The organism is Saccharopolyspora sp., from assembly GCF_017434145.1.
Lineage (GTDB): Bacteria > Actinomycetota > Actinomycetes > Mycobacteriales > Pseudonocardiaceae > Saccharopolyspora_C > Saccharopolyspora_C galaxeae.
Window position 1 is genome coordinate 1 of record NZ_JAFRFW010001061.1, and the last position, 18298, is coordinate 18298.

13 protein-coding genes, 2 tRNA genes and 1 pseudogene are annotated in these 18298 nt (G+C 69.4%); 14 read left to right on the forward strand and 2 right to left on the reverse strand.

The features are described 5' to 3' along the window. A partial coding sequence (rpmH, locus tag IJH84_RS28915) for a 50S ribosomal protein L34 (protein ID WP_295151247.1) occupies positions 1–114 on the reverse strand: 114 nt, incomplete at its 3' end. Between the two features lie 592 nt (positions 115–706). On the opposite strand from rpmH, the gene dnaA reads away from it, so the two are divergent. The 12 genes and pseudogenes from dnaA to IJH84_RS28975 all read left to right on the forward strand — a co-directional run bounded on the left by dnaA (position 707) and on the right by IJH84_RS28975 (position 16019). After that, positions 707–2527: a chromosomal replication initiator protein DnaA gene (gene dnaA / locus IJH84_RS28920; RefSeq protein ID WP_295151225.1), complete on the forward strand. Its 1821-nt coding sequence runs from the start codon at positions 707–709 to the stop codon at positions 2525–2527. Positions 2528–3895: 1368 nt separating this feature from the next. Then, complete coding sequence (gene dnaN / locus IJH84_RS28925; RefSeq protein ID WP_200068036.1) at positions 3896–5020, forward strand: DNA polymerase III subunit beta; 1125 nt, start codon at positions 3896–3898, stop codon at positions 5018–5020. Between the two features lie 110 nt (positions 5021–5130). Continuing rightward, complete coding sequence (gene gnd, locus IJH84_RS28930) at positions 5131–6018, forward strand: phosphogluconate dehydrogenase (NAD(+)-dependent, decarboxylating) (protein ID WP_295151229.1); 888 nt, start codon at positions 5131–5133, stop codon at positions 6016–6018. Between the two features lie 143 nt (positions 6019–6161). Further along, a complete protein-coding gene (recF, locus tag IJH84_RS28935) occupies positions 6162–7337 on the forward strand; it encodes a DNA replication/repair protein RecF (RefSeq protein ID WP_295151231.1) in 1176 nt (391 codons plus the stop codon). Between the two features lie 103 nt (positions 7338–7440). Continuing rightward, a complete protein-coding gene (locus tag IJH84_RS28940) occupies positions 7441–7986 on the forward strand; it encodes a DciA family protein (RefSeq protein ID WP_295151233.1) in 546 nt (181 codons plus the stop codon). Positions 7987–8331: 345 nt separating this feature from the next. Then, on the forward strand, positions 8332–10305 hold the full coding sequence (gyrB, locus tag IJH84_RS28945; protein ID WP_200068040.1) for a DNA topoisomerase (ATP-hydrolyzing) subunit B: 1974 nt from the start codon (positions 8332–8334) through the stop codon (positions 10303–10305). Positions 10306–10441: 136 nt separating this feature from the next. Then, a complete protein-coding gene (gene gyrA, locus IJH84_RS28950) occupies positions 10442–12943 on the forward strand; it encodes a DNA gyrase subunit A (RefSeq protein ID WP_295151236.1) in 2502 nt (833 codons plus the stop codon). Positions 12944–12976: 33 nt separating this feature from the next. Continuing rightward, the gene (locus tag IJH84_RS28955) at positions 12977–13738 is read left to right on the forward strand and encodes a DUF3566 domain-containing protein (RefSeq protein WP_295151238.1); all 762 of its coding nucleotides are present in this window, start codon (positions 12977–12979) and stop codon (positions 13736–13738) included. Between the two features lie 101 nt (positions 13739–13839). Continuing rightward, positions 13840–13913 (forward strand) — tRNA-Ile (locus IJH84_RS28960). Positions 13914–13974: 61 nt separating this feature from the next. Beyond that, positions 13975–14082 (forward strand): annotated as a pseudogene (locus tag IJH84_RS28965) (DLW-39 family protein); the annotation flags it as partial. A 171-nt stretch (positions 14083–14253) separates the two neighbouring features. Next, positions 14254–14326, forward strand: a tRNA-Ala gene (locus tag IJH84_RS28970). Between the two features lie 472 nt (positions 14327–14798). Then, on the forward strand, positions 14799–16019 hold the full coding sequence (locus IJH84_RS28975; protein WP_295151242.1) for an aromatic acid/H+ symport family MFS transporter: 1221 nt from the start codon (positions 14799–14801) through the stop codon (positions 16017–16019). A gap of 74 nt (positions 16020–16093) precedes the next feature. Here IJH84_RS28975 and IJH84_RS28980 read toward each other — a convergent pair whose 3' ends face one another. Beyond that, positions 16094–16687, reverse strand: a complete 594-nt coding sequence (locus IJH84_RS28980; protein ID WP_200068043.1) for a hypothetical protein — start codon at positions 16685–16687, stop codon at positions 16094–16096. Between the two features lie 126 nt (positions 16688–16813). Here IJH84_RS28980 and IJH84_RS28985 point away from each other — a divergent pair, with 126 nt between their 5' ends. Then, on the forward strand, positions 16814–17371 hold the full coding sequence (locus IJH84_RS28985) for a peptidylprolyl isomerase (protein ID WP_200068044.1): 558 nt from the start codon (positions 16814–16816) through the stop codon (positions 17369–17371). A 1-nt stretch (position 17372) separates the two neighbouring features. After that, the gene (locus tag IJH84_RS28990) at positions 17373–18281 is read left to right on the forward strand and encodes a rhomboid family intramembrane serine protease (RefSeq protein ID WP_295151245.1); all 909 of its coding nucleotides are present in this window, start codon (positions 17373–17375) and stop codon (positions 18279–18281) included. Positions 18282–18298 lie beyond the last annotated feature (17 nt).

The following is an 18298-nucleotide window of genomic DNA, read 5'->3' on the forward strand; positions in this document are numbered from 1 at the left end:
CCGGCGCGCGGAAACGATCGCGCGGCCCGCGCGCGTACGCATGCGCAGCCGGAACCCGTGCTTGCGGGAACGTCGACGGTTGTTCGGCTGGAAGGTGCGCTTGCCCTTGCTCACGGTGGATCTCCCCGTTACTTCAGGCCCGTTGTTGACAGGCTCGTGCTCGGCCCCGATGGCTCGGTCAAGATGTCCCCGCCCGCCGTGGCGGTCGCCATGTCGGCCGCACCCCTGCCGCGGCGAGAGGAGTCTGCGCGCGGCGATCGGTTCAGCCGCACGCCGCGCTCGGTTCCCTGCGCGAAAATCAAGCGCGGCGACATACCCGCTCGTGCAGCGGGGGACTGCACGAGGCTACGCGGTCGGACGCGCCCATCGGTCACCGGGGGTATCCACCGGCGTCAGGCCGCGGGGAGCCCGCCTTGTGAGGCGTTCATGACCTTGTTACGTTGTCCCTCCTGCGACGCGCGCCCCCGGTGTGGGAGCCGAGGGTCAGTGCTGGCGACCTGGACCGCAGGCACCGGTGGGGCCCCGGGGGGAAGACCTAAGTCCCCTGCCGTACCTTCGTGCACAGTTGTGGACAACTCTGTGGACACGTGCCCCGGGCGCCCCGCGGAGCCGGTTCACCATCACCCCGCGCTGGCGAAGCCGCCCTGGCCCAGGTGTGGGAGTCACGGCGCGGGAAACGTGCCTGCGAGGGGAGGGGAGCGCTGCGGTGTCCGACCATCAATCCGAGCTTGGTCGGGTCTGGGACGAAGTGGTGCACGAGCTGTCGTCGGGCACGCTCTCGCCGCAACAACGCGCCTGGATGCGGGTGACCCGGCCGATCGGCCTGCTGGACGGCACGGCGCTGTTGGCGGCTCCCAGTGACTTCGCCAAGGAAGCGATCGAGCGGGCGCTGCGCGATCCGATCACGGACGCGTTGTCGCGCAGGCTCGGCCGCGAGGTATCGCTCGCGGTGAAGGTGGACACCGCCGTTCCGGCACCCACCCGACCGCTGGCCGCGCCGGAGGCGCGCCAGGAGGCACCTGCCCGCAGCGGTCCGGAAGAGGCCGCCGAGCAGTCCGGCGGTTACGGGATCACCTTCGACAATTCGGCTTATGCCGCCACCGCCTCGGCGGGGCATTACTCCGCGGCGCCTCCGCGCCCGGAGACGTTCAGCTCCGCGCAGACCGGGACGATCAGCGGATCTCTCCCGGAGACGCAGGCGAACGGTGCTCGCACGCAGCACTACTCCGAATCTTCTTACTCCGAGGCTTCTTACCCGGGCACCGACGAGGAACCGGAGCCCGAGCAGCACTCGCCCAAGCAGCAGTGGCCGGCTGCCGCGGACTCCGCGACCGAACCGGAGCCGAGCGGCGAAGACGACACCGACCACGAAGGGCCGGACGAGCAGTCCGATTCGGAGATCTGGCCGACCTTCGGCCGCGGCCAGCACAACGACCAGCCGCAGCAGCAAGGCCAGCCGTTCACCGCGCCGAAGAACGGCCCGCCGACCTCGCAGACGCGGTTGAACGGGAAGTACACCTTCGACACGTTCGTGATCGGGGCGTCGAACCGGTTCGCCCACGCCGCGGCCGTGGCCGCCGCGGAGGCGCCGGCCCGCGCGTACAACCCGCTGTTCATCTGGGGCGAGTCCGGGTTGGGCAAGACGCACCTGCTGCACGCGGTGGGGCACTACACGCAGCGGCTGTTCCCGGGGATGCGGGTGCGCTACGTGTCCACCGAGGAGTTCACCAACGACTTCATCAACTCGCTGCGCGACGACCGGCAGGTCGCGTTCCAGCGCCGCTACCGCGACGTGGACGTGCTGCTGGTCGACGACATCCAGTTCCTGGAGGGCAAGGAAGGAACTCAGGAGGAGTTCTTCCACACCTTCAACACGCTGCACAACTCGAACAAGCAGATCGTGGTTTCCTCCGATCGGCCGCCAAAGGGGTTGCGCACGCTGGAGGACCGGCTGCGGACGCGGTTCGAGTGGGGCCTGATCACCGACATCCAGCCGCCGGAGCTGGAGACCCGGATCGCGATCTTGCGCAAGAAGGCCGCGCAGGACCGGATGGCCGCGCCCGCCGAGGTGCTGGAGTTCATCGCGGCCCGCATCGAGCGCAACATCCGCGAACTGGAGGGTGCGCTGATCCGGGTCACCGCGTTCGCCTCGTTGAACCGGCAGCCGGTCGACGTGCAACTCGCCGAGATCGTGCTGCGGGATCTGATCCCGGACCAGCAGACCCCGGAGATCACCGCACCGACGATCATGGGCGTTACCGCGGAGTTCTTCGGCGTGACGATCGACGACCTGTGCGGGCCGGGCAAGACGAAGGCGCTGGCGCAGGCACGGCAGATCGCGATGTACCTGTGCCGGGAGCTCACCGACTCCTCGCTGCCGAAGATCGGGCAGAGCTTCGGCGGCCGGGACCACACGACGGTGATGCACGCGGACAAGAAGATCCGCAAGGAGATGGCGGAGCGGCGCCGGGTCTACGACCAGGTTCAGGAGCTGACTTCGCGGATCAAGCAGCAGTCGCGCGGTTAGCGCCTGGCTGAGGTTTTCGGCGTGCGGGCCGGGTCGGCGTTCTCGGCCCGGACCGCGCTCATGCAAGGCATCTGACCTGCATTGAAGCGCTATCCACATGGACCTGGGGAACTCTGAGGACTAGTACGAAATAGTATTAGTGAGTTTTTCTCGTTCAGCGTTGACCAGCCGTTTGTGTTCGGCCGGCGCGCTGGTGAGCTCCGCTGGTGGTTGAGCACGGGCGTCCGCCCGGCAAGTTTTCTGTTGGGCCCCGCAGGTGCAGGCTCCCCGCCCGGTCAGAAACTTCTCGCGCCGCGTCCCGGCGCCGTGCGGCCCGGCGGCTGCGGTGAGTCGCGCGGAGTGCGTCCCCAGCCGAGCCGTCACGAATCTTTCTGGTCGGCCACCTGGCTCCGAGCTCGGCGCCGCACAGAAACATCCGGCGCCGCAGCGACGGGTGGCAGGACGTCTCCAGCGGCGCCATCCACCGCGGCCCATCACGGAACGGCCCTGCACGGATGCGCGTCGCGCACGGATGGTCGCGGTGGACCGGAACTTTTCTGTGGATCCGGGGTGACGTCAGCCGCACCGCTCAACAAAAAGTCCCGCCGTGGCGCGCTGTTGTCCACATCTTCCACATCCCCAGGGCTGAGCTGGAGTTCTCCCCAATCCACCCACAGCTTGTGCACAACCTTCCACCGGTTACCCACAGGCCGGGAGCGGGTTGGCCACAAGAAGCACACAGATTCGCCCACAACCCGATCGGTGGAGACGGAAATCGGGCCGCCTTTCCGCAAGGGCTGGGTACAACTACGGGGACAACTGTGGATGGCGGTGTGGACTACGAGCGGCTGCTGTGGACAACCTCCGGGGAGGCCGAAGTTGTCCACGACCCGTTCAGCCCATCCACCGATCACTCCCAGTGCTCCTCCACAGTTGGGGAAGCACTCTGACCAGCCAGGAAGGCGGTTGTCCCCACAACCCACAACCCTTACTACTACGGCTGTCTTTTTCTTTCTCTTGAAATGAAGAACAAAAGAAGAGAAGGGGCGGTGGACAAGTGGACAACTCGCGGCCGCCGCGGGTTCGCAGCCGCTTCACCGAGCCCGGACCCGGATGCAGCGATCGCGATGAACGCTCTACGGTGGAACTCCCGCGAAGGCCGCCCAGCCGGACTCCGTGCTCGCGGCGGTCTCGTGGGGGACGAGTCGCGATGCGCCCCGGCTCAGCACGCAACCGGCGGCAACGCACCTCGGGTGGCCCGCAGAACCGGGCGGCGCGGCGCGACCGGTACTCCCGGACAACCGCGAGCCCGAACCAGCAACCTCCGAGCTGGCCGCACCAGCAGCGATCTCCCGGCAGCCGGCCTCGGCCGAAACCGAAAGGACATCGATGAAGATCCGCGTGGAACGTGACGGCCTAGCCGACGCCGTCGCCTGGGTCGCGCGCAGCCTGCCTTCGCGGCCTCCGGTACCCGTGCTGGGCGGAGTGCTGCTGGATGCGAGCTCCGGCGAGGCGCTGACCATCTCCGGTTTCGACTACGAGGTTTCCGCCCAGGTCACCACCGAGGCGTCCATCGACTCCACCGGCAAGACCCTGGTCTCCGGGCGGTTGTTGGCCGACATCACCAAGTCGCTGCCGAACCGGCCGGTGGAGATCACCGTCGACGGTCCGCGGGTCACGATCACCTGCGGCAGCTCCAAGTTCAGCCTGCCGACCATGCCGGTCGAGGACTACCCGGAACTGCCCGCGATGCCGCAGCGCGCAGGCGCGGTCCCCGGCGACCTGTTCGCCGAAGCGGTCGCCCAAGTCGCGGTGGCAGCGGGCAAGGACGACACGCTGCCGATGCTCACCGGCGTCCGGATGGAGATCAACGCCGATCAGCTGACGATCGTGGCCACCGACCGGTTCCGGCTGGCCATGCGGGAGTTCACCTGGGAACCGGACGAGTCGATCGAGGACACCTCGGTGCTGGTGCCCGCGCGCACGCTCGCCGAGTCGGCGAAGACGATCGGCGGGGCAGGCAGCAAGGTCGAGATCTCGCTGGCCTCCGGCGACGGTCTGCTGGGGCTGACCGGCACGACGCGGCGCAACACCACGCGCCTGCTGGACGCGGAATTCCCGAAGTACCGCCAGCTGCTGCCTTCCGAGACCGCGGCCACCGCCATCGTCGACGTGGCCCCGCTGGTCGAGGCGATCAAGCGCGTGTCCCTGGTCGCCGAGCGCGGCACGCAGGTGCGGCTGGAGATCTCCGACTCGGGGCTGCGGCTGACCGCGGGCGGCGACGACGAGGGCAGCGCCGAGGAAGAACTCCCGGTGGAGCTGTCCGGCGAGTCGCTGACGATCGCCTTCAACCCGGCCTACCTGCAGGACGGCCTCGGTGCGTTGAAGACCGACCGCGCGCAGATGCTGTTCACCACATCCAACCGGCCCGCGTTGCTCAAACCGGTCGGGGAAGATGGTGAAGTGGTCCCGGGCTACCTCTACCTGCTGATGCCGGTGCGCTTGCCGGGCTGAGGCCGCCTCGGCGGCCCGCCCGGTGACGAGCGGGCCGGAAGATCACATCGATGCCGGGCCGCGGAAATCGGGCGAGTCCGGGCGAAGGTTCGTCTCGAAGGGAATAACCGTTGCAACTGGGACTTGTCGGTCTCGGCCGAATGGGTTTCAACATGCGCGAGCGGCTGCGGACCGCCGGGCACGAGGTGGTCGGCTACGACCGCAACCAAGACGTCAGCGACGTTCCCTCGCTCGCCGAGCTGGCAGGCAAGCTGACCGGCCCGCGGATCGTGTGGATCATGGTGCCGCACGGTGAGCCGACCAGGCAGACCATCGAGGAGCTCGCAGGCGTGCTCGCCGCGGGCGACCTGATCATCGAGGGCGGGAACTCCCGGTTCACCGACGACCAGGACAACGCCGCGCTGCTGGCCGAACACGGCATCAAGTACGTCGACGTCGGCGTGTCCGGCGGGGTGTGGGGCGCGAAGAACGGTTACGGGCTGATGGCCGGTGGCGACACCGCGGACATCGAGCGGGCGCTGCCGATCTTCGACGCGCTGCGCCCGGAAGGCCCGCGCGAGGAAGGCTTCGCGCACGCGGGCCCGGTCGGTGCCGGGCACTACGCGAAGATGGTGCACAACGGCATCGAGTACGGGTTGATGCAGGCGTACGCCGAGGGCTTCGAGCTGCTGGCCGCTTCCGAGGTGGTCACCGACGTGCCCGCGACGGTCAAGGCGTGGAGCCGGGGCACCGTGGTGCGGTCCTGGCTGCTGGACCTGCTGGTGCGCGCGCTGGAGGAAGACCCGGACCTGGAGCGGCTGCGCGGCTACGTCTCGGACTCCGGCGAGGGGCGTTGGACCGTCGAGGAGTCGGTGCGCAATTCCGTGCCGGCCCCGGTGATGACGGCCGCGCTCTACGCCAGGTTCGCTTCCCGGCAGGACGACTCGCCCGCGATGAAGGCCGTCGCCGCGCTGCGCAACCAGTTCGGCGGGCACGCCGTGGAGACGAACGAGGGCTGAGCTCCTCGCTGCCGGACCCTCCGCGTCCGGTCGATTTGTCGACACGGCGACATGTCGGTGCGGCGATCCGAGGCGGTCTCCGCACCTGCCCGGCGCGTCCCCCGCACCGCGCGACTCCGAACCCGACTCCCCTCGGGAGCGTTTTGTACGTCCGCCATCTCCAAGTGACCGATTTCCGCTCCTGGCAGCACGCGGACCTGGCCTTCGAGCCGGGGGCCTCGGTGCTGATCGGCGCGAACGGCCAGGGCAAGACGAACCTGGTCGAGGCGCTGGGCTACGTCGCCACGCTCGGTTCGCACCGCGTGCCGAACGACGCACCGCTGGTCCGCGACGGCGCGCAGCGCGCGTTCGTGCGCGCGGCCGTCGTCAACGGCGGCCGCGAGCTGCTGGTCGAGCTGGAGATCACGCCCGGCAAGGCGAACCGGGCGCGGATCAACCGAGGCGCGCCCGGCAAACCCCGCGACGTGCTGGGTGTGCTGCGCACGGTGTTGTTCGCGCCCGAGGATCTCGCGGTGGTCCGCGGTGATCCGGGGGAGCGGCGCCGGTTCCTGGATGACCTGCTGGTGTCCCGGGCACCCCGCTATGCCGGGGTGCGCTCGGACTACGAGCGGGTGTTGCGCCAGCGCAGCGCGCTGCTGAAGTCGGCGGGCGCGGCGCGCAAGGGCGGTCCCGCCGCGGATTTGCGGACCCTGGAGGTCTGGGACGGGCACCTGGCGCGGCACGGTGCGGACCTGCTGGCCGGGCGGCTGGACCTGGTCGCCGACCTCGCACCGCACGTGACCAGCGCTTACGCCAGCGTCGCGGCGACCGGTGGGGACAGCGCGCCCGCGGGCCGGGTCGCCGACGTGCGGTATCGCAGCAGCCTCGGCGACTCGTTGCCGGAGGGCTTCGGGGTGCCGATGGGGCGGCGCGCGGATCCCGCGGAGCTGGAGCAGGTGCTGCTCGCCGAGTTGGAGCAGGTGCGCGGTCAGGAGTTGGAGCGCGGGGTTTCCCTGATCGGGCCGCACCGGGACGACCTCGAGCTGGTGCTGGGCGAGCTGCCCGCGAAGGGTTACGCGAGCCACGGCGAATCGTGGTCGTTCGTGCTGGCGTTGCGGCTGGCCTCGTACCACCTGCTCGCCGAGGATGGCGCGGAACCGGTCTTGATCCTCGACGACGTGTTCGCGGAGCTGGACCGCAGGCGGCGGTCCCGGCTGGCGGAGCTGGTCGCCGGTGCCGAGCCGGTGCTGGTGACCGCCGCGGTGCCGGAAGACGTGCCGGAGGAACTAGCGGGCACCCGCTTCGAGGTCCGCGATGGGGAGGTCAGCCGTGTCGGATGAACGGTCCGGGCACGCTCCGCAAGGATCGACACGCACTGTGCAGGACTCGTCTCCACAGTTACCCACAACTGGGGATAACGCTGTGGATGGTGTGGAGAACTCGGTGACATCGGGCGAGCACAGCGCGTCCGCGGCCGGTTCCGACGGAGCCGAGCTGCACGGATCCGACCTCGCGCGAGCCGCGCTGCAGGCGGCCAAGGAGCAGTCCCAGGGCAACCGCCGCCGGCCCAAGCGGGGCAAGTCCCCGGCCGGTCGGCGCAGGCGCCGCGGCTGGTCCGGTCCGGGCGCCGACGATCGCGATCCGCAGCCGCTGGGCAGGCTGGCCTCCAGGCTGGCCACCGACCACGGCTGGACCGACCGGCTCTCCGGCGGTCAGGTCTTCGCCCGCTGGACCAGCCTGGTCGGCGGGGACATCGCCGAGCACACCAAACCGGTCGCGCTGAGCAATGCGGAGCTGACCGTGCAGGCCGAGTCGACCGCCTGGGCCACTCAGCTGCGCCTGCTGCAGCGCCAGATCATCAAGCGGATCGCAGATGGCGTGGGCGACGGCGTGGTCCGGCGGATCAAGGTGCAGGGCCCGGCCGCGCCGAGCTGGCGGCACGGTCCGCGGCACGTCCCGGGCCGCGGACCCCGGGACACCTACGGCTGAGCCGACGCTCGCGCGAGTCCGCGCAGGAAGCTCGCGGACCCGCTCGCGGGTCTCGGATGGTGTCCTGATCCGAGTTATCGGCTCTGTGAGGAATTCAGGGGTGTCCTTGCCGCACTTCTGTCCGGGACGACCAGTAGACTGGAGCGGTGGGCGTGGCATCCGCGAGTCGCCGCGTTCCCGGCATCGCGCACCCAGCCGCCGTCGAACCGCCGGTCAAGGTCGTGCGCCGGAACGCCACCCGCAGCCGTGCCCACTTCGGTCGGCGCCCGTGCGCGGCCGCCGCTGGCGGCCTCCGGGCTGCCCGATCACCCGACACACAGCCGGTTCGAGGAGACACCGAGGCCCGTGGCAGCGAAGAAGAACGAATACAGCGCGTCGTCCATCACCGTTCTTGAGGGCCTGGAGGCCGTCCGCAAGCGACCCGGCATGTACATCGGTTCCACCGGTGAACGCGGCCTGCACCACTTGGTGCAGGAGGTCGTGGACAACTCGGTCGACGAGGCGATGGCGGGTTACGCCAGCAAGGTCGAGGTGACGCTGCTGGCCGACGGCGGCGTCCGGGTCACCGACGACGGCCGCGGCATCCCGGTGGACATGCACCCGGTGGAGAAGAAGCCGACGCTCGAGGTCGTGCTGACCGTGCTGCACGCGGGCGGCAAGTTCGGCGGCGACTCCTACGCGGTCTCCGGTGGTCTGCACGGCGTCGGCGTGTCCGTGGTGAACGCGCTGTCCACCGCGCTGGAGGCGGAGGTCTGCCGCGACGGGCACGTCTGGCGGCAGCGCTACGAGGACTCCAAGCCCGTCACCGAGATCCAGCAGGGCGAGGCCACCAAGAAGACCGGCACCACGATCACGTTCTGGGCCGACGGGAACGTCTTCGAGACCACCCGGTTCAACGCCGAGACCATCTCCCGGCGGCTGCAGGAGATGGCGTTCCTGAACAAGGGCCTGACCATCGTGCTGCGCGACGAGCGCGCCGCCGAAGAGGACGAGGCCGGGCAGGACGCCGACGGCAGCTCGGCGCGCGCGCAGGAGCGGACCTTCCACTACCCGGGCGGTCTGGAGGACTTCGTCAAGCACATCAACGCGACGAAGGACCCCATCCACAAGAAGGCCATCGCGTTCAACGCCGCGGGCAACGGCCTCGAGGTGGAGATCGCGATGCAGTGGAACTCCGGGTTCAACCAGTCCGTTTACACCTTCGCGAACACGATCAACACGCACGAGGGCGGCACCCACGAGGAAGGCTTCCGCGCGGCGCTGACCAGGGTGGTCAACGCCTACGCGAAGGAGAAGAAGCTGCTCAAGGACAAGGACGGCAGCCTCACCGGCGACGACGTCCGCGAGGGCCTGGCGGCGATCGTGTCGGTGAAGGTCGGCGAGCCGCAGTTCGAGGGGCAGACCAAGACCAAGCTGGGCAACACCGAGGTCAAGTCGTTCGTGCAGACCGCCGCGTTCGAGTGGCTCAACGACTGGTTCGACCGCAACCCGGCGGACGCCAAGACGATCATCAACAAGGCGGTCGGCTCGGCGCAGGCCCGGATGGCGGCCCGGCGGGCCAAGGAGCTGGTGCGCCGCAAGAGCGCGATGGACATCGGCGGGCTGCCCGGCAAGCTGAAGGACTGCCAGTCGAACGTTCCGGACGAGTGCGAGCTCTACGTCGTGGAGGGCGACTCGGCGGGCGGTTCGGCCAAGGACGGCCGGGAATCGCGGTTCCAGGCGATCCTGCCGATCCGCGGCAAGATCATCAACGTGGAGAAGGCGCGGATCGACAAGGTCCTCAAGAACAACGAGGTCCAGTCCATCATCACCGCGCTGGGCACCGGCATCCACGACGAGTTCGACCTGTCCAAGCTGCGCTACCACAAGATCGTGCTGATGGCCGACGCCGACGTGGACGGCCAGCACATCCGGACGCTGCTGCTGACGCTGCTGTTCCGGTTCATGCGCCCGCTGATCGAGAACGGGCACGTGTACCTGGCCCGCCCGCCGCTCTACAAGATCAAGTGGCCGCGCGCGGAGCCGGAGTACGCCTATTCCGACCGGGAGCGCGACGGCCTGCTGGAGGCGGGTGCGGCGGCCGGTCGCCGGCTGCCGAAGGACGACGGGATCCAGCGCTACAAGGGTCTCGGCGAGATGAACCCGCAGGAGCTGTGGGAGACCACGATGGACCCGTCGAGCAGGCTGCTGATGCAGGTCTCGCTGGACGACGCCGCCACCGCCGACGAACTGTTCAGCGTGCTCATGGGCGAGGACGTGGAGGCGCGCCGCTCGTACATCACGCGCAACGCCAGGGACGCCGGTCTGCTCGACGTGTGACCCGACGTCCGGGTGGCGACCAGCCGGGTCGCCGCGCCCGCGGCACCTGCGCCGACGAGCGAGGTGCGCGGGACACCTGGCCCGCGCCGCGGCGCCGCCGGAACACGCTGACCTTGCCTGAAAGGAATCTCTACTCGTGACGGAAATCCTGCCGCCGGAACACGGCCGGGTCGAACCGGTCGACATCCAGCAGGAGATGCAGAACTCCTACATCAACTACGCGATGAGCGTGATCGTCGCCCGGGCGCTGCCCGATGTGCGCGACGGCCTCAAGCCGGTGCACCGGCGCGTGCTCTACGCGATGTACGACTCCGGGTTCCGCCCGGACCGGGGTTACGTCAAGTGCTCCCGCGTCGTCGGCGAGGTGATGGGTAACTACCACCCGCACGGCGACTCGGCGATCTACGACGCGCTGGTGCGGCTCGCGCAGCCGTGGGCGATGCGGCACCCGCTCATCGACGGCCAGGGTAACTTCGGCTCGCCCGGCAACGACCCGGCGGCGGCGATGCGCTACACCGAGGCGCGGCTGGACCCGTTGGCGATGCACATGCTCTCCGACATCGAAGAGGACACCGTCGACTTCTCGGACAACTACGACGGGCGCACCCAGGAACTCGACGTGTTGCCGGCGCGCATCCCGAACCTGCTGGTCAACGGCGGGAACGGGATCGCGGTCGGGATGGCGACCAACATCCCGCCGCACAACCTGCGGGAAGTCGCCGACGGCGTGGTGTACCTGCTGGACAACCCCGAGGTCGACGACGAGACGCTGCTCGAAGAGCTGATCAAGCTGATCAAGGGCCCGGACTTCCCGACCCGCGGGCTCATCATGGGCACCAACGCGATCGCCGATGCCTACCGCACCGGGCGCGGGTCCATCCGGATGCGGTCGGTGGTCTCGGTGGAGGAGGACGCCAAGGGGCGGACGTCGCTGGTCGTCACGGAGTTGCCGTACCAGGTCAACCCGGACAACCTGATCGAGAGCATCGCGACGATGCACCGGGACGGCAAGATCTCCGGCGTCTCCGACATCGCCGACGAGTCCAACAGCCGGCGCGGGATGCGCATCGTCATCACCTTGAAGCGGGACGCGATCCCGAAGGTGGTGCTCAACAACCTCTACAAGCACACCCAGCTGCAGACGACCTTCGGCGTGAACATGCTCGCGCTGGTCGAAGGCGTGCCCCGCACGCTGCGGCTGGACCAGGTGATCCGCTACTACGTCAAGCACCAGCTCGAGGTCATCGTCCGGCGCACCCGGTACCGGCTGCGCAAGGCCGAAGAACGCGCCCACGTGCTGCGCGGGCTGGTCAAGGCGCTGGACGCGCTGGACGAGGTGATCGCGCTGATCCGCCGCTCGCCGACGGTGGACGAGGCGCGCACCGGCCTGATCGGGTTGCTGGACGTGGACGACGTGCAGGCCAACGCGATCCTGGAGATGCAGCTGCGGCGGCTGTCCGCGCTGGAACGGCAGAAGATCGTCGACCAGCTCGCCGAGCTGGAACGCGAGATCGAGGACTACAAGGACATCCTGGACCGGCCGGAGCGGCAGCGCGCGATCGTGCGCGACGAGCTGATGGCGATCGTCGACAAGCACGGCGACGACCGCCGCACCAAGATCGTGCCCTACGAGGGCGAGGTCTCCATGGAAGACCTCATCGCCGACGAGGACGTCGTCGTCACGATCACCCGCACCGGCTACGCGAAGCGCACCCGCACCGACCTGTACCGGGCGCAGAAGCGCGGCGGCAAGGGCGTGCAGGGCGCGCAGCTCAAGCAGGACGACATCGTGTCGCACTTCTTCGTGTGCTCCACGCACGACTGGATCCTGTTCTTCACCAACAAGGGGCGGGTGTACCGGGCGAAGGCGTACGACCTGCCGGAGGCCAACCGCACCGCGCGCGGGCAGCACGTGGCGAACCTGCTGGCCTTCCAACCGGACGAGCACATCGCCCAGGTCATGCAGATCAAGGACTACACCGCCGCGCCGTACCTGGTGCTGGCCACCAAGAACGGGCTGGTCAAGAAGTCGAAGCTGACCGACTTCGACTCGAACCGCTCGGGCGGCCTCATCGGGGTGAACTTGAAGGACGAGGACGAGCTGGTCGGGGCGGTGCTGTGCTCCACCGACGACGACCTGCTGCTGGTCTCCGCGGAGGGCCAGTCGATCCGGTTCCACGCCACCGACGAGGCGCTGCGCCCGATGGGCCGGGCCACCTCCGGCGTGCTGGGCATGCGGTTCAACCGCGGCGACGAGCTGCTCGCCATGGGTGTCGTGCGCGCCGGGCGGTACGTCCTGGTGGCCACCGACGGCGGCTACGCCAAGCGGACGCCGATCGACGACTACCCGGTCCAGGGGCGCGGCGGCAAGGGAGTGCTGACCATTCAGCACGACGACAAACGTGGGAGGCTTGTCGCGGCGCTCATCGCCGACCTGGACGATGAGCTGTACGCGATCACCTCCACCGGCGGTGTCATCCGGACGACCGCCAAGGAGGTTCGCAAAGCGGGCAGGCAGACGAAGGGGGTGCGTCTGATGAACCTGGGCGACGGGACCTCGGTCGTGGCCATCGCGCGAAACGCCGACGAGGCCGCCGACCCGGACGCCGCCGGGCCTGGCCCCGAGCCGACGAAGTAGCGACACGCCGACCACGATCATGAAGGATCTCTCGTGACCACTTCCGACAAGCCGGAGCGTCCGGAGGGGCATTCGGAGCAGCCGGACGCCGAGCGCAACAGCAGCCAGAACTCCCCGCACACCTCGGTCATGACCGGTGAGGACGGTGCCGGGTCCGGTGCCGCGGACTCGGCGGCCACCGGCGGCGACGGGGAGACCTTCGACGGCACCGACGTCCCGCCGCCGTGGCAACGCGCATCGGCGACCGGCGATGGTGCGGACGGCACCGGCTCCGATTCGGCCGCCACCCAGGCGAAATTCGGCGACGAGCAGGAAACCGTGCGCACCGAGATTCCCGGGCAGGGCTTCGACGGTTCCGGGCGCACTTCGGTGTCGTTCGGCGCCTCCGCGCGAGCCGGTGCGCAGGCGAGCGCCAGCGCGCGCAGGCCGAGTAGGGGACCGCGCCGGGCCAGCCTGCAGATCAAGTGGCTCGACCCGTGGTCGGTGTTGAAGCTGGCGCTGGTGCTCAGCGTCGCCATGTTCTTCGTGTGGATGATCGCGGTCGCCGTGCTCTACGGGGTGCTCGACGGCATGGGCGTGTGGGACTCGCTGAACGGCACGTTCACCGAGCTCACCCAGCCGGAGAACGCGGCAGCCGAACTGATCAGCGCGGGTCGGGTGTTCGGCGTCGCCTCGATCATCGGGGCGATCAACATCGTGCTGTTCACCGCGCTGGCGACGGTCAGCGCGTTCATCTACAACGTGGCCGCCGACTTCGCGGGTGGCGTCGAGGTCACGCTGTCCGAGCGGGAGTGACCGGCCGGGGGTGGCGGCCCGCGGTCGCCACCCCCGCCGAACCGCCGGGACCCCCCGCTACGAAGGCCGCCCGGCGTCCTGTAATCTTTGAAGCACACCAAGGGCCTATAGCTCAGACGGTTAGAGCGCTTCGCTGATAACGAAGAGGTCGGAGGTTCAAGTCCTCCTAGGCCCACTTTCCTTGAGGAATCTCCCTCGCCCGCGGTCGCGGGCCGTGCGCTAGGAGGCGACCGGAAATGAAGAAGCTGCTCGCACTCGCCGTCGTTGCTGGTGCCGTGCTGTTCGTCGTCCGCCGCAACCGCGCCGCCAAGGCCGAGGCCGACCTCTGGCGTGAGGCCACCGCCGGCGAGGTGTGAGCCGCACGCGGCGCACCGGCACGTAAGGAACCAACCGGCGACCACGTCGAGCGCTCGCCCGCGCGGTGAGCCCGCCGTGGTCGCTGTTCATTGCGGACGGGCCTTCGCTAACATCGGAAAGCCGCCGGACGTGCGTGGCCAGGTGCGACCGGCACCACCGGGGACGTAGCTCAATTGGCAGAGCACCGCCTTTGCAAGGCGGGGGTTAGGGGTTCGATTCCCCTCGTCTCCACTCGATCGGGGGCGTGTCTGCTCGGCGGGCACGCCTTCGGGTTTTTTCGATCTTCGTCGTGTTTGTGCGGGGGGCCGAGCCCCCCGCGCCCCCGGCCGGAGGGCTGCGCCCCCGGACCCCCATCCCCGGCCTTGTTGGTGGGTTGCGTTGGGTTGGCCTGTGTCGGTCTCGGTCGGAATTTGCCGCTTCGGTCGGATTCGCTGGGTCGGCCGGATGACCGGGCGGGTGGGATGGATCGGCCGGACCGTCAGGGGCGGGCGGATCGGGTGGAAGTTGGCTGGGGATCTGGATTCGTGAGTTCGGCTTTGTGGGCCTGCGGTGTGAGTCCGGGGCGTCGGGCGGTGTCGACTTGCTGTTCTGGGGTTTTCGATGAGTGGAATGGTGGGGATGGTCCGGGGGCTGCTGGGGGGCACGATGCTTCGGCAACGGACGCGGTGATCAATCGGGCCGCGCGAACCCGACGGGGGTAGCGATGCCGAACCAGCGCAGCGCCGAAAGATCCGGGTACGCCCGTTGGGTCGTGCCGCTGTGCTGGAGCGCGGTGCTGCTAGAGGGGTTCGACGTCGTCGTGCTCGGCAGTGTGCTGCCGGTCCTGCTCGACCAAGGGCAATGGGGACTCACGCACGCCTCCGGCTCGCTGGTCTCCACCGCCGGGCTGATCGGCATGACCATCGGCTCGCTCGCGATCGGCACGATCACCGACATCATCGGGCGGCGCAAAGCGCTGCTGCTCGCGGTGATCGGCTTCTCGGTGTTCACCGCGCTGTGCGCCGCGGCCCCATCGGTGCTGATCTTCGGGCTGCTGCAGTTCCTCGCCGGCCTCGGGCTCGGCGGCTGCGTGCCCACCGCCATCGCGCTGGTCACCGAAAACGCCCGTGCCGGACGCGGCAGCGGCGCCGCCACCACGCTGATGACCGGCTACCACGTCGGCGCAGTGCTCACCGCCTTGCTCGGCATCGGGGTGCTGCCGCTACTCGGATGGCGGTGGATGTTCCTGATCGGCGCGGCACCCGCGCTGGTGCTGGTGCCGCTGATGTTCCGATACCTGCCGGAATCGTTGCCGTCGGACCACGGCGGCGGAATGCGCGGTGGACTGGCCAACGTCGCCTCGCTGCTGCGAGGAGCCTTCGCGCGCGACACGATCGCCTTCTGGGTCGCCTCGTTCATGGGGCTGCTGCTGGTCTACGGGCTCAACACCTGGTTGCCGGAGATCATGCGCGCCGCAGGCTACCCGCTAGGAGCTTCGCTGGGACTGCTGCTGACGCTCAACGCCGGCGCCATCGCCGGGCTCGTCATCGCAGGCCGGATCGCCGACCGGGCGGGAATCCGGCCGGTCACCATCGGCTGGTTCGCGGCGGGCGCGGTGTTCCTCGCCGCGCTGAGCATCAAACTTCCCGGAGCAGGCGTGTACCTGGCGGTGTTCATCGCGGGCTGTTTCGTGTTCAGCGCCCAAGTGCTGGTTTACGCCTACATCGGACGGGCCTACGCGGTCTCCACCCGAGCGACCGCCCTGGGCTGGGCGGCAGGAGTCGGCCGGATCGGCGCGATCTGCGGTCCGTTGCTCGGCGGCGGACTGCTCACCGCAGGCATCGCTTACCCGTGGGGCTTCTACGCGTTCGCCGCGGTGGGGGCGCTGGGCGCGATAGGGATCGCGGCGGTGCGCCGGACCACCGCCGAACCCGTGGCGGGTTGAACGAACCGGTGCGGCTGCGCCGCCGAACGTGCACGAGGCGGGCGCCCGTGCGGGCACCCGCCTCGTACCGAGCATCAGCGGTCCTGGTCGGAGCCCAGCGCGTCGGACCGTCCGCCGAGCTGGCCGTCCCGCACCGGGCCGCTGCCGTTGCGGGACAGCCCGTCCTCGTGCGTCGGGAAGTCCTCGGCATCGGCCACCGGCAGCTCCTCCGGACGGCGCGACAACGCCACCACGGCGATCCCGGCCAGGCCCGCCAGCGCCAGCAGCACCCACGGCCACTTCCGCCGCGACTTCGGCGCGGGCTCGATCCGGGCGGCGAGTTCCTTGCGCGCCACCTCGGTGTTCTTGGCCAGCCGCTTGCGCGTCTTGGCGGTCTTCTTCTCCCAGTCCTTGCGGGCCTTCTCCCACTGCTTGCGGGCCTTGCGGCCGCGATCGGCCAGATCGTCCCTGGAAAGACCGGTGGCCTTCTGGGTCAGCAGCTCGGGCAGCTGCTCCGCGGACAGCCCGTGCTCGGCGAGTTCCTGCTCGGCCCTGGCAATGGCCTGCTTGCTCGCGGCCCGGCCGGCCTTGCCCGCGCGCACCGCGCCTTCGCGAGCGCTCCGCACCCCCGTGCCGACCGCTCTGCCCACGTTCTCACCAGTTCGGGCCATCGCCTCCACCTCGTCCATCGTGTGCCTCCTTGGCCGGCGTTCGCCGGTCGCCTTGCCGCGCCGGAGCCGCTCCGGCACGTGACGATCACCCCCAATACTGCACCCAGCCACGTGGTTCGCGCTTTCCGATGGCAGGATGGACGTGTGGCTGAAGACAACGGATCGCTCGTCGGGAAGACCGTGACCGCGACCCTGCACACTTCGCAGGGCGACATCCGCGTCGACCTCTTCCCGAACCAGGCGCCGAAAACGGTGGGCAACTTCGTGGGGCTCGCCGAGGGGACCAAGGAATACAGCAACCCGAACGCGCGCGGGGAGCGTTCCGGGCCGTTCTTCGACGGCGTGATCTTCCACCGGGTCATCGACGGTTTCATGATCCAGACCGGCGACCCGACCGGAACCGGGCGCGGTGGTCCCGGCTACGACTTCGAGGACGAGTTCCACCCGGAGCTGCAGTTCGACCGGCCGTACATGCTGGGCATGGCCAACCCGGGCCGCCCGAACTCGAACGGCTCGCAGTTCTTCATCACGGTGGCGCGCACGCCGCACCTGAACTACAAGCACACGATCTTCGGCGAAGTGGCCGATCAGGAGTCCCGCGAGGTCGTGGACGCCATCGCGCACACCGCCACCGGCCCGCAGGACCGTCCGATGAGCGACATCGTGATCGAGAAGGTCACCGTGGAGCGCGGCGAGTCCTGACGTGAGCACCCCGCCCGGCCCCGCGACCGGCCCGGAACAGGCGGCGCAGCAACCGGCCTGCGTGCGGCACCCGGACCGGCCGACCGGACTGCGTTGCGTGCGCTGCGAGCGCCCGGCCTGTCCGGACTGCCTCCAAGAGGCTTCGGTCGGTTACCAGTGCGTGGACTGCGTCGCGCAGGGCCGGAACCGGGGTCGCGAGGCGGTGACCGTCGCAGGCGCCCGGCTGGCCAGCCGCCCGATCGTCGTTCCGGTGCTGATCGCGTTGAACGTGGCGGCCTTCGTGGCCACCGCGGTGCAGGCGAAGAGCATCCAGAACAACATCGACTCGCAGCTGTTCGACACGTTCGCGATGTGGCCGGTTGGTGTTGCGGGCGGCGAGTGGGTGCGCCTGATCAGCTCCGGCTTCCTGCACTTCGGGCCGATCCACCTGCTGATGAACATGATCGCGCTGTGGGTGATCGGCCGCGACCTCGAGCTCGTGCTCGGGCGGCTCCGGTTCACCGCGGTGTACCTGCTGTCGCTGCTCGGTGGCAGCGTCGCAGTCTTCCTGTTCGGTGACCTGGGGTCGCCGGTCGCCGGCGCTTCCGGTGCGGTGTACGGCCTGATGGGCGGGATCGCGCTCGCAGCGCTGCGGCTGAAGGTGAGCCTGCGGCCGGTGCTGGTGGTGATCGCGCTGAACATCGTGTTGAGCGTGACGATCCCGGGGATTTCGCTGCTCGGCCACCTCGGTGGTCTGGCGCTCGGCGGGGCTTCCACCGCGGCGCTGGTCTACGCGCCGCGGAACCGGCGGGTGCTGCTGCAATCCGCGGCGCTCGGGGCGTTGCTGCTGGTGTTGATCGCCTTGCTGATCACGCGGGATCTGCAGTTCGGGCCGGTCAGCTGCTTCAACGGTCGCTGCTTCGGGGCGTGAGCCTCAGCGGCGCAGAC

Excerpts from the sequence above, each read along its gene's own strand:
- dnaN (WP_200068036.1), top strand. The coding sequence starts at position 3,896 with ATGAAGATCCGCGTGGAACGTGACGGCCTAGCCGACGCCGTCGCCTGG.
- IJH84_RS28975 (WP_295151242.1), top strand. The coding sequence starts at position 14,799 with ATGCCGAACCAGCGCAGCGCCGAAAGATCCGGGTACGCCCGTTGGGTC.
- IJH84_RS28980 (WP_200068043.1), bottom strand. The coding sequence starts at position 16,687 with ATGGACGAGGTGGAGGCGATGGCCCGAACTGGTGAGAACGTGGGCAGA.